9 protein-coding genes and 1 pseudogene are annotated in these 11,637 nt (G+C 59.3%); 6 read left to right on the plus strand and 4 right to left on the minus strand.

All coding sequences use genetic code 11. From position 1 onward, the window contains the following. Positions 1-2 precede the first annotated feature (2 nt). On the plus strand, positions 3-311 hold the full coding sequence (locus QP909_RS10140; protein ID WP_284767154.1) for a hypothetical protein: 309 nt from the start codon (positions 3-5) through the stop codon (positions 309-311). Positions 312-323: 12 nt separating this feature from the next. On the opposite strand, the gene QP909_RS10145 is transcribed toward QP909_RS10140, so the two are convergent. Genes QP909_RS10145 through QP909_RS10160 form a run of 4 tightly spaced genes read right to left on the minus strand, consistent with a single transcriptional unit; the run spans position 324 to position 3,456 of the window. After that, complete coding sequence (locus QP909_RS10145) at positions 324-656, minus strand: branched-chain amino acid transporter permease (protein WP_284767155.1); 333 nt, start codon at positions 654-656, stop codon at positions 324-326. Continuing rightward, positions 656-1,384 carry an AzlC family ABC transporter permease gene (locus QP909_RS10150; RefSeq protein WP_284767156.1) on the minus strand — a complete coding sequence of 243 codons (729 nt, stop codon included), beginning with the start codon at positions 1,382-1,384 and terminating at the stop codon, positions 656-658. The genes QP909_RS10145 and QP909_RS10150 overlap by 1 nt, the downstream gene beginning before the upstream one ends. Before the next feature lie 39 nt (positions 1,385-1,423). Continuing rightward, the gene (locus QP909_RS10155) at positions 1,424-2,020 is read right to left on the minus strand and encodes a YqgE/AlgH family protein (protein WP_284767161.1); all 597 of its coding nucleotides are present in this window, start codon (positions 2,018-2,020) and stop codon (positions 1,424-1,426) included. Then, positions 2,020-3,456 carry a CCA tRNA nucleotidyltransferase gene (locus tag QP909_RS10160; protein WP_284767158.1) on the minus strand — a complete coding sequence of 479 codons (1,437 nt, stop codon included), beginning with the start codon at positions 3,454-3,456 and terminating at the stop codon, positions 2,020-2,022. The genes QP909_RS10155 and QP909_RS10160 overlap by 1 nt, the downstream gene beginning before the upstream one ends. A gap of 178 nt (positions 3,457-3,634) precedes the next feature. Between QP909_RS10160 and QP909_RS10165 the strand changes: the two are divergent. The 5 genes and pseudogenes from QP909_RS10165 to QP909_RS10185 all read left to right on the plus strand — a co-directional run. Then, positions 3,635-4,138 (plus strand): annotated as a pseudogene (locus tag QP909_RS10165) (NUDIX hydrolase); the annotation flags it as partial. Continuing rightward, the gene (locus QP909_RS10170) at positions 4,138-6,333 is read left to right on the plus strand and encodes a DUF6049 family protein (protein ID WP_269953976.1); all 2,196 of its coding nucleotides are present in this window, start codon (positions 4,138-4,140) and stop codon (positions 6,331-6,333) included. The pseudogene QP909_RS10165 and the gene QP909_RS10170, both read left to right, overlap by 1 nt. 18 nt (positions 6,334-6,351) lie before the next feature. Beyond that, on the plus strand, positions 6,352-9,780 hold the full coding sequence (gene murJ / locus QP909_RS10175; RefSeq protein WP_284767159.1) for a murein biosynthesis integral membrane protein MurJ: 3,429 nt from the start codon (positions 6,352-6,354) through the stop codon (positions 9,778-9,780). A 183-nt stretch (positions 9,781-9,963) separates the two neighbouring features. Next, on the plus strand, positions 9,964-10,497 hold the full coding sequence (locus QP909_RS10180) for a YceI family protein (protein ID WP_284767160.1): 534 nt from the start codon (positions 9,964-9,966) through the stop codon (positions 10,495-10,497). Positions 10,498-10,963: 466 nt separating this feature from the next. After that, positions 10,964-11,449, plus strand: coding sequence for a hypothetical protein (locus QP909_RS10185; protein WP_269953978.1), 486 nt, complete (start codon positions 10,964-10,966; stop codon positions 11,447-11,449). Positions 11,450-11,637 lie beyond the last annotated feature (188 nt).

An 11,637-nucleotide genomic window follows, 5' to 3' on the forward strand; every position in this document is an offset into this window, starting at 1 on the left:
CCATGACGAATTACCTTTACGTACGAACCGAACTGAATGTGCCCGGAGTGGGCTCAGCAATTCACATGGCGGAAATGGAAGAGCGCGATGCCCGCAGCTGCCGCATGGTGCGCATGATTGCGCTGGATCCCTCGGATGCCATCGTCGGGGTAGCAACACCAACTAGTTCCACGGGAAACGTAGATCAACCGCAAGAGGTTGTCCCTCACCCGGATACCTATGATGATTTTCCGGATATTAGCGCACAGTACGTGGACCAGTCTCGGTTCGACGCCCTGTGGTCCGAAGCCGCCGCCAAGTTCGGCCTATAAGAATCGCAAGGGCTAAAAGACTACGTTGACGAGGAGCATGTAGAAGGCGGTCCCGCCGAAGATGGACAGCGCTGACTCGCGCTTCCACAGGTGGAGTAAAAAGGTAACGAGCACGCCGAGTAAAGCCGCCCAAATACCACCGGGGGCGCCAGCCTGCCCGTGGACGGTATAGACCACCAAGATGGTCATCACACCCACAGGCATCATCATGCCGAGCAAGGAAAAGAACTGACTATCCTTCATCCATTTCACAAAGGAGAAAGGAAGTTGGCGAAGTACAACGGTAATGAGGCCGACGGGAACTAGGACGGTCGCGATGGAAGCAAGGGTGACTCCAGCAGGCATTAGCACTCCTCCCGGAATCCCTTAAGGTCGCCTCGCCTACGCAAGCTGAAAGCGGCATCGACGCGTGGGGATAGATACCGAATAATGAGCAGGATGAAGTAGACGCTGAGAGCCACCATGAGGAGTTGTCCAGGAGCGAAGGCGGCTGCGAGGATTCCTACCATCGCCGCGCTCAAAGGCAAAGAGAAGTCCTGATTATTGCGGAAGGAATCCATCGCCAGCACGACGAAGAGCGCCACTAGGGCGAATTCCATGCCCTGCACGGTAGAGGGAATCACCTGGCCGGCGAGAGCACCGACAATGCCACTACCTACCCACAGGGCCTGACAAAAAATTTGGATGGTGAGGATCCGGGCCCCGGTCGGACGATCATCGGTGGGGAGGGAGGAGACGATGGCATAGGTTTCGTCGGTAAGCGCGTAGGTGGAATAAGCCCTGCCCAGGCGCGAGTGAATGCGGTGGCGAGGAAAAGTGAGACCATAGAAAATATGCCGGAAGTTCACCATGAAACCGGTGACTAGGGAAGCCACGGCGGTGGCGCCGCCGGTGACCATGGAAATGGCGAGGAACTCCATCGAGCCGGCGTAGATGACGGTGGAGAAAATAGGCGTCCACCACCAACTGAAGCCGGATTGGACCATGAGCAGGCCGAAGGCTAGGCCAAGGGGAATGAGGCCGATGGCGGCGGCCCAGGTATCCCGCACACCTTGTGCAATATCCTCACGCATGCGGGCTAGTGTAGCCCACTGCCTGCAGAGCGATAGGAATTAATTGTCTTCCACGTTAACAGGATAGGTGGAGTACAAGGGCAATGGCATGGGTTGACGCTTCATAACATCGGACCAGAGGTCGACCGGGCCCGGCGTAATAACGTCTTGGGCGAGGGCAGGGGAGACGAACCATTCGCCGGCCTCGATTTCCTCCTCGAGCTGGCCTGGGCCCCACTCGGCGTAGCCGGCAAACATGCGCATGCCCGAGACTAAGGGCTCTATCTCTTCTGGGTCGGCACGCAGGTCCACATGCGCGAGGCGCGGGGCGAGGCGGGTGAGTCGGTCATGCTTGTCCGGATCGACGCCCTGGTTGGTCTGCGCGAGCCCTACGACGGATTGCTGATTGAGCGGGCCACCAATATACAGCGCCTGCGGCTTGGCCACGACGGGAAGCCATTCCGGCAGCACATTGAAAATCGCCACCTCGGAGCGCTTGGTCAGATCCACGCCGAAGGTCATCATGTCATTGTGCTCAATGACGAGAATGACGGAACGGGCGAATTCCGGCGAAAGCATGCCCGGAGCGGAGATGAGCAGCTGGCCGGGGGCGGGGTCATTGCGCTCGAGGGCGTTGAATAATCTATCGGCAAACATCACTGTTTAGAATCCCACCACTCGCGCAACTTCGCAATCGCTTCCTCGCGCTCGAGGGGACCATGCTCTAGGCGCAGTTCCTTAAGATAGGACCACGCCTGGCCCACCTCAGGGCCGGGCTTAAGGCCGAGGATTTCCATGATCTCGTTGCCGTCGAGGTCTGGACGCACGCGGGCCAGGTCTTCCTTGCGGCCGATCTCTTCGATACGCTCCTCGAGCTGATCGTAGGTGCGCTGGAGGCGACGGGCCTTCTTGGCATTGCGGGTGGTGCAATCGGCGCGCACCAGCTTATGCAATCGGGGAAGGAGATCGCCGGCGTCAGTGACATAGCGGCGCACGGCGGAATCAGTCCACTGATTTTCCCCAAACCCGTGGAAGCGCATGTGTAGGTAAACCAGCTGGCCGATGGACTCCGTGGTGGCCTTCGGGTACTTCAACTTGCGCAGGCGCTTGCGGGCGAGCTTGGCGCCCACCACCTCGTGGTGGTGGAAGGAGACCTTGCCATCGGTGTTATCAAAGGTATCCGGCTTGCCAATATCGTGCAGCAGCGCCGCCCAGCGCAGGACAAGATCAGGCCCATCTTCCTCTTGATCCATGGCCTGGCTCAGCACCTTGAGCGAGTGCGCATAGACGTCCTTGTGCTGCGCGTGTTCGTCCGCGGTCATGCGTAGCGCGGGGATCTCCGGGAAGATATAATCCGCGATTCCCGTAGATACCAGAAGATCAATGCCATCCCACGGGGCCGTGCCGCAGATGAGCTTATCCAGCTCCACCTGCACGCGCTCGACGGTGATGCGCTGGATCTCGCCAGCCATATCCCGCATGGCCTCCACAACACGATCGGCCACGCGGAATTCCAACTGGGAGGCGAAACGAGCCGCACGCAGTATGCGGAGCGGATCATCGTGGAAGGAGATCTCCGGCTTATCCGGGGTATCGAGCACCCGGTCAGCCACGTCTTGGAGGCCGTGGAGGGGATCGTGGAACTTAAAGGAGGCGTCGGCAAGCAGCTCAATGGCCATCGCATTGACCTTGAAGTCGCGCCGCACTAGATCGCCTTCCAAAGTGTCGCCGTAAACCACCTCAGGATTGCGGGACTGGCCATCATAAGAATCGGAGCGGAAGGTAGTGATCTCAATCTGCTGGCCCTTGTAGGCCGCGGAGACGGTACCGAAGTCTATGCCGGTATCCCACACGGTTTCGGCCCACTCATCGAGAATCTCCTTGACCACCTCAGGACGGGCCGGGGTAGTAAAGTCCAGGTCATTTCCCAAGCGACCCAAAAGCGCATCGCGCACAGAGCCGCCCACGAGGTAAAGCGAGTAACCGCGCGCGGCAAATTTCTCCACCAGTCCGCCCAGCAGGCTACTGAGGGAGGAGACGGTGGATTCCGCGCGGGCAAGAACGCCGATTAGCTGAGTGTCCTGAAAATTCACGGGTGAGAGTCTACTACGATTGGCAGGGATGACTAACCAAGAACAGGGCCCCTCCAAGGGAGGCGGCCGCAACCGCAACCGGTCCCGGCGCAGGCGGCGCCGCCGGCCGGATAATCGCGCGCGCCGCACCACTCAGCAGCGCAAGCCCTACCGCGGTGGCAATGGCCAATCCACGGCCATGGAAACCCGCGATGAAACCTCCGCGGGCGGCCTCGTTGTCTCCGGCTTGGCGGAGTGCGTCGATGCCAATGGCAACGTCGACCTTTCCCGGCTCTATGTGGCGCTCATCGGCCGCCTCGACCGCCGCGGGCGCCTGCTGTGGTCCATGCCCAAGGGCCACGTGGAAAATGGCGAGGCCAAGGAGGTCACCGCTGAACGCGAGGTATGGGAAGAAACCGGCATTTCTGGTGAGGTTTTTGCGGACCTCGGCATGATTGATTACTGGTTCGTCTCTGATGGGGTGCGCATCCATAAGACCGTGCACCACCACTTGCTGCGTTTTGTAGACGGCATTATGAACGATGAGGATCCAGAGGTCACTGAGGTCTCGTGGATCCCCGTCTCTGAACTCATCGAGCACTTGGCCTACGCCGATGAGCGCAAGCTGGCGCGCATCGCGCATGATCTCCTTCCCGATCTCGCACGAAAGGAAGCTGCGGCGGGGAAAGTGACCCCACGGTAATGCGTCAGCGCCTAAAGTCTTGGGCCGTCGTGGGCGGCTGCATGGCGGTAGCGGGGTGGGGCGTGTGCCTGCCGCTACCAGAGGCCGCCGCGCAGATGGACTCGGCCGCCGAAAAGCAGCAGGATATCCAGGCATGGTTGGGCGCGCGTGGGCCGGAGCGGGCCACTCTTGATCTCCTTGCGGCCGAGCCCTTTACCGTGGGCAAGGACCTGAAACTGACCTTCCGGCTGCACAATCCTACCGATGAAGCCATGGAGGATCTCCAGCTCACGAGCCGCCGCGGCGATGCCGTGGAGGATACCGCGCAGGCCCGCACACAGCTGGCCACCGGCGAATTCCCGTATTACGGTCCCAGCACCGCCACCGCGCCCCTGCAGCCGGGCGAATCCCGCGAGGTTACCTTCCAGGTTCCCACCTCCTTGCACGGCGAGCAGACCTTGGCGATTGAGGAGCCCGGAGCCTATCCACTGCTTTTTACCCTCACCGGCACCGTCGGCGGTGAAGCAGTCAGCTTTGCAGAAGAGCGCCTGGTAGGCCAGGTGGAGGGGAAGGAGCAGGCGCTTGGCGATGCCCCCTCGGACTCCAAACCCCACGATCTCAGCGTGGTTTATCCCATCAGCGCCGATATCGACTCGATACCAGGCGGCGCTGGGGGAGAGGAGCTTATCCTCTCCTCTGATGAGTTAGCAGATGAACTGGCTGAGGGCGGCCGGCTCGATCGCTTGGTCAGCACGTACGCCGACCACGACCTGCGCGGGGCAGGCTGCGTAGCCATCGATCCCGCCCTCTTGGATACGGTCAACCGCATGGCGGAGGGCTATAAGGTGGGCTCTGCCCGCCCAGCTCAAGCCGAGCGCCCTAAGCGCCTGCGCGATTCGTGGTTCACTAACGAGGACGATGTGCACCTCGAACCCGGCTCAGGGAAAGAGGATGCCGCCCGCTGGCTCAAGCGCCTGCGCGAGCTCGATTGCTTTATGTCTATGCCGTGGGCGAACGCCAATGCTTCCTCCGTGGCCAAAGCGAATAATCCCTTCCTTACCTACGAAGGACTGCAACGCGGCAATCACACCATCGAGCGAATTCTCGGTGCCAAGCCGGCCACCACCGTGCTCGCGGTCGGCTCCGGCTATGTGGATCAGCAGCTGCCCCTGCCCGCATTGGTGGCGGATAATACTTCGTGGCCCGGCCGCGCCGTGACTTTCGACGCCTCCCTGGGCGCCCTCCTCGCCCAAACCGGCTCCAAACCACAGACGGTGGGCTATTCCAACCCAGAGCTGCGCTACGATTACTCGCTCGACTCCGATCTTTCTCGTGCCATCACCGGCGGCGCCGCACTGAGCTTGGCCGCGAGCGATGACACCGTGGCACGCTTGCCCAATTACTTGGATCCCAGCGCGGCCGAGTACGCACTCGACTCTGCCGAGGCACTCATCGCTTCCGGTAAGTCCCATCCGCGCACCGTCGGCAGCCTGAAGCAGGAGACCGCGGAGCCCGGTTCACTGCCCGGCAGCCCCTTTAGCGATCCCGCCGCCTTTGCCGAATCCGATATCGTCCGCGTGGAGCAGCAGGCCCGCTACACCGACGAGCTGATGAATATCATGGTCGATGATCCCGATATCGCGCTCACTCGCTATGAATTCGTCCTGCCTTTGCGCCGAGATCTGCTCGCCGCCCTCTCGCTGACCAACCGCGATAGCTTGGGAAGCAATGCAGAGGCGCAGCGCCGGTTCACTCATACGATGGATGTACATTCCGATACGCTGCGGGACCTGCGTTCTTCTGTGGCGCTTATCCCACCGGGCAATGTCTATACCCGCGTATCCGAGTCATCGCCGCTGCTCATCGTGGCAGAAAATGGCCTGCCACTCCCGGTGGAGGCCAAGCTGCAATACGACGCCCCCGATGGCGCGCGCCTCAACACACCCAAGAGTGTCCGTATTCCGGCCAAGGGCTCTATTACTGTATCCATGACCGCCGATATGCCTAAGGACGCCGATCGCACGGACATTGGCCTGTGGCTTGCTACCCCAGAAAAGCAAACCATCTCCGAGCCCATCAATATCGCTGTGCAAACGCGTGCCGGTATCGTAAGCGTGTATGGCGTCGGCATAGCCGGCGCCCTTGCGCTGGTCTTAGCCACGCTCTTCCGGCTAGGCCGCCATCGGCGCAAAAAATCACAAAGGCTTAAAAAGTAAGTTGAAGTTGTATCCTCTATGACTGATAAGACTGGCCGCGAGGCCGAACACGTGGAGAAGTCACCTGCGGGTGCAGTTGACCCGAAGGATGCCGCCGTGCCGGCAGAGCACCCCGCCCCGGCGGGTGCCCGCGGCCGCATCGTCCAGGCCTCTCCTCCCGCTCCGGTACCAGAAAAGCGCCCCACCCCAGCGGTGAAGGACACCGCCGTTCCTCCTGAGGAGGATAAGTCCGCGCTCACTGGACGCAACGCGGACAACGAATCATCCAATCAGGATGTCATCCGCGCAACAGGCACGATGGCCATCGCGACGCTACTATCCCGCATCACTGGCTTCTTGCGCCAGATGCTCATCGGCGCCACGCTCGGCGCCACGGTGGGCACCGCATTTAGTAGCGCCAACCAGATCCCCAACCTCGTCACCGAGATCGTTTTGGGTGCGGTGCTGACCTCTCTGGTTGTGCCCGTCCTCGTGCGCGCCGAAAAAGAAGACACGGACCGCGGCGAGACCTTTGTCCGGCGGCTATTTACCCTGGCCTTTTCCATCCTGGGCATAGTCACCATCGCCTCCGTGGTGCTCGCACCCTTCTTAACTAGAATGATGCTGCCGGAAGATTCCAAGGCCAATGCCGTGCAGGCAACTTCCTTGGCCTTCTTGCTGCTGCCGCAGATTCTTTTCTACGGCCTCTTCGCCCTCTTCCAGGCCGTCCTCAATACCAAGAATATCTTTGGTCCGGGCGCTTGGGCTCCGGTGATCAATAACTTCATCTCCATTGGCGTGCTGCTGGCTTATCGCTTCCTGCCCGGCCAACTAGACCCGCATGATCCCACGCCGGTCGCCGATCCCCACGTCATGCTCTTGGGTTTGGGCACCACCACAGCGGTGATGGTGCAGTGCCTCATCCTATTGCCGTATCTGAAAAAGGCCGGCATTAACCTGCGCCCCAAGTGGGGCTTGGATGCGCGCATCAAGCAATTCGGCGGCATGGCTTTGGCCATCATTACTTATGTGGCCATCTCCCAGCTGGGCTACGTGGTCACCTCCCGCGTGGCCGCCTATGCGGATGCCGGCGCCCCGCTGGTCTATCAGAATGCTTGGCTCATGCTGCAGGTGCCTTATGGCGTTATCGGTGTCACGCTCCTGACGGCGATTATGCCGCGCCTGTCCCGCAACGCCGCCGACGGCGATGTTGATGCCGTGGTCCGCGATCTCACCCTGGGCTCCAAGCTGACCTTCATCGCGCTTATCCCCATCGTCATCTTCATGACCGGCTTCGGTGTACCTATCGCCCGCGCCCTCTTCCAGTACGGCGCCTACGGCGCCGACAGCGCCGAGCAACTCGGCCTGACCATCAGCTTCTCCGCCTTCACACTCATCCCGTATGCCTTGGTGCTCCTGCACCTGCGCGTGTTCTATGCCCGCGAGGAAGCCTGGACGCCTACCTTCATCATCGCCGGCATCACGCTGACCAAGATCGTCCTCACGCTCTTGGCACCATTGATGACGTCCAACCCGGACCGCGTGGTGATTCTGCTCGGTACGGCCAATGGCTTTGGCTTCGTCTCCGGTGCGGTCATTGGCGGCTTCCTGCTCAAGCGCAAGCTCGGCAGCCTCGGCGGCAAAGCCGTCACCCAAACCGTGCTGTGGGCTTCCGGTGCCGGCCTAGTGGGCTTGGTCGTCTCCTGGGTGCTGTACTGGGTCGTGAATCTCCTCCTTCCGGAGAATTTGCCGTCCATCGTCTCGCTGATCAAGGTCGCGGTGCTCGGTGTCATATTCCTCATCGCCACCGGCCTGGTGCTGTCCAAGTCCTCCTTGCCGGAGGTACAGAACTTGGCCCGCGCCCTGCAGCGCATTCCGGGCATGTCCCGCTTCATCAAGGTCGATTCCTCCAAGGCCATCGAGCTGGAGGAGCCCGACGTACCGGAAATCCGGCCGGTATTTACCCAGGATGCTTTCAATGCCACCCTGGTGCCGCCGCCGATGTCCGCGGGCATCGTCCGCGGCCCACGCCTGGTCCCAGGCGCCCCGGTATCGGACGGTCGCTTCCGCCTGCTACAGGATCACGGTGCGGTCACTGGTGCGCAATTCTGGCAGGCGCGCGAACAGTCCACCGGCCGACTGGTCGCCTTGACGTTCGTCGATACCAATAGCCTGGCGCCGATTGCGCCATCGACTCCCGGAGTTGCCGCCCGCCGCTCCGCAGAGATTTCGCGCAATACCCGCCGCCTTGCCGAGCTGGAGCTCGATACCGTGGCGGATAATATCCAAATTCTGTCCTACCGCACTGGCTGCCTGGTGGTAGCGGATTGGTTTGAGGGCACCTCCCTCAAGCAGGTAGCGGAGGCCGATAACCTCGATCCCCATTCCGTGGCACGAGCTACTGCGCCGCTTTTTGCTGATGCCGCCGCTGCCCACGACGCCGGCCTCACCCTCGGCGTGGAGCACCGTGACCGTTTCCGCGTCTCTACCGATGGTGTGGTCAAGGTTGCCTTCCCCGCCGTACTGGACGGCACCTCCGCAGCCACCGACCGCGAGGCTTTAAGCTCCGCCCTCGAGCTGCTGGTGGAGTCCACGGAACCTTCGCCGAAGAAGCTGCGCGATATTTCTGAGGACGCCAACCTCCCCGCGGACGAGGCCGCCCAGCGCGTCGAAGATGCGCACTACGGACTCGATAGTGCTGATGAGGACAGCCGCGAGGAAAAGATGGAGGAGCTGCAAGAGGCACAGGCGCTAACCTTGGCCGGCATCGCCCAGCGCCTGCACGACTTCGCACCGGATGAACCAGAAGAAACACCTGAAGCCCTGCCGGTGAAGGCGCAGGTAGAACCGGATCAAGAGGATGACCCGGCGCAAGAACCCGGCTTTGGCGGCCGCGGTTATTCCGGTTCCGGCGTCATCGTCATCGGCATCTTTGCCACGATCTTCGTCGTAGCAATGGCCGCGCTCACCACCTGGATCATGTCCTTGCTCAGCAATGTGGAGGCATCCAACCCGGTCAGCGAGACCATCCACGGCAGCACGGACATTCCGGATACCCCGCCGGTGCGTCTCCAGCCTTCCTCTGCGGTTACCGTCCCTGATAACAAGGACAACGCAGCGCTTATCGACGGCAAAACGGCCACCACGTGGTCCACCGCCGAGGAGGACACCGGCGTCCTCGTCACCTTGGATACGCCAACGCACCTAGCGGTCCTGCCGGTGGTGCAGTCCAACTCCACTGGGGCGAGGTACGCCGTCTATGGCGTAAACCAGGACAGCTTCAATCCGGAGAACCCACAAGCTGGCTCCCTGCACCAACTGGCCAGGGGCAAGTTCGAAAGCGGCAAGGAAGATATCGAGCTGGAGGAAACCACCGAGCAATTCGATGCGATCCTCTTCATGCTCACCGAGCTGCCCAAGTCCGACAAGGCAACCATCGCAGACATTGGTCTCGTCGGGCAGCCCTAGGCACAGCCCGCACGGCCGAATCGAGGACACGCCCCTCGATTCGGCTTTCTTTTTTAAGATTTTCCGCATTCACACTTCTTTGCCCTGCACATTCAAGAATTATTTACTTCACATGTTGACTATTTAGAAGTGGTACGTACACTGTGGGGTGTAACGCTAACAACAGCTTTAGGAGTATTCATCATGTCCCTCGCAGCAGGTACCTACGCACTAGACCCAGCCCACACCGTTATCGGATTCGTCGCCAAGCACGCGATGGTCACCAAGGTTCGCGGTAACTTCGCAGACTTCGAAGGCACCATCACCGTGGCCGAGAACATCGCTGAGTCCAACGCTCAGGCCACCATCCGTACCGCATCCATTTCCACCGGCAACGATGACCGCGATGCACACGTAAAGAACGAGGACTTCTTCGCAGTAGAGCAGTACCCGGAGATCACCTTCAAGGCCACCAACCTCAACGTTGACGAGAATGGCAACGGCACCGTCACTGGTGACCTCACCATTAAGGACACCACCAAGTCCGTCGACCTCGACGTTGAAGACGTTGCTACCGCTGAGGACCCCTTTGGCAATACCCGCTTGGGCTTCGAGGCAACCACCAAGATCAACCGCAGGGACTTCGGCATCGACTTCAACGCTCCGCTGAAGACCGGCGGCGTGCTGGTCTCCGAGGAGATCAAGATTGAGCTCGAGGTCTCTGCTATCAAGCAGTAGACCCATAACCCCAGACACACTAGAAGCATTGAGCTTCCCCAAGCCCGCAGCCACCTTTGGCTGTGGGCTTTTTCTTCATGCGGTATAGCACTCCATTCACTTGGTCAATTCCAAAACAACTTGAAACAACTTTGTTTTATAGTGTTTACTTGCAGGTATCGTCTTATAGACTCGACTAAATTGCATTAGTTATTGTCGAGTTGTTTCAAACAACTCGTGCTACCACGCACCAATTTCAGAGGTAGAGTTAAAAAGTATCCTCGCCGCTCTTGCAGCTATCTCACCAGGAATGACTGGGGATATCCAAGAAGGCCAACTGTTGGATTTCGAAGAGGATCCGGTCAAGCCCATGGAAGTGGTGTATCTGTTCTTTCTGAATCGAGGACAGTGTCAGGAGCGGTGTTAGGGTCCAGCTCATGCTAAACGCAAGATCCCTGGCAAAGGTTAAAGAATAGGACTATGGCCAATGCATATATCTAATATTTATCTCGCCTACGTCAAACGCTTCTTTCTATCCGATCCTGATGGAGCAATCCAGGTTTTTGCAGGTGCCAGTTTTGATGAGCAAGAGATTCTCGAGTGGATTGATAAAGGCAAAAAAGTAGACCATGACATTTGGTACGAGAAAATTCCGATAGAGAACCCTCCCCATTCTCTCAGTTCCCCGAGTGAGGTATTAGTTTATTTCGATGGATGTGATTTTGACGAAGGATGGGAACATGATTTCCAGTGGACAGATCCAGTAGGTCGTAGAGCCCTTATCCCCGAAAAGTTTAATGGAGTTGTACGCCCCCAACCTGAGACAGAAGGAGTGCTACGGGAAGACGGATATGTAGGTAATGATTACTATCTGTGGAGAGTTCCTTGCCCATGGAAAAGCCGCTACCTTTTAGCTCCATTCCAGGAAAAGAGTAATGAGTACATTGACTACGGACGTCCGTTTACGGTTTGAGCGTAATTAAGTCGTAAAATGGTGATGCAAGAAAAGTGACCTTAACTAGAGCGGCTAGTTAAGGTCACTTTTGTTTGTGCTAATGATTTTCATCAAAAATAAATCCGATAAGGTGCTGTTGCAAAGTTGGGCGGAGAGCCGAGACGACCCAGTTTCTCATTTCCTGATGGCCGCTGCGTGCCGGCGTT

The sequence above is a fragment of the Corynebacterium sp. MSK195 genome (assembly GCF_030228885.1).
Classification (GTDB): domain Bacteria; phylum Actinomycetota; class Actinomycetes; order Mycobacteriales; family Mycobacteriaceae; genus Corynebacterium.

Excerpts from the sequence above, each read along its gene's own strand:
- QP909_RS10140 (WP_284767154.1), top strand. The coding sequence starts at position 3 with ATGACGAATTACCTTTACGTACGAACCGAACTGAATGTGCCCGGAGTG.
- QP909_RS10145 (WP_284767155.1), bottom strand. The coding sequence starts at position 656 with ATGCCTGCTGGAGTCACCCTTGCTTCCATCGCGACCGTCCTAGTTCCC.
- QP909_RS10150 (WP_284767156.1), bottom strand. The coding sequence starts at position 1,384 with ATGCGTGAGGATATTGCACAAGGTGTGCGGGATACCTGGGCCGCCGCC.
- QP909_RS10155 (WP_284767161.1), bottom strand. The coding sequence starts at position 2,020 with ATGTTTGCCGATAGATTATTCAACGCCCTCGAGCGCAATGACCCCGCC.
- QP909_RS10170 (WP_269953976.1), top strand. The coding sequence starts at position 4,138 with ATGCGTCAGCGCCTAAAGTCTTGGGCCGTCGTGGGCGGCTGCATGGCG.
- murJ (WP_284767159.1), top strand. The coding sequence starts at position 6,352 with ATGACTGATAAGACTGGCCGCGAGGCCGAACACGTGGAGAAGTCACCT.
- QP909_RS10180 (WP_284767160.1), top strand. The coding sequence starts at position 9,964 with ATGTCCCTCGCAGCAGGTACCTACGCACTAGACCCAGCCCACACCGTT.
- QP909_RS10185 (WP_269953978.1), top strand. The coding sequence starts at position 10,964 with ATGCATATATCTAATATTTATCTCGCCTACGTCAAACGCTTCTTTCTA.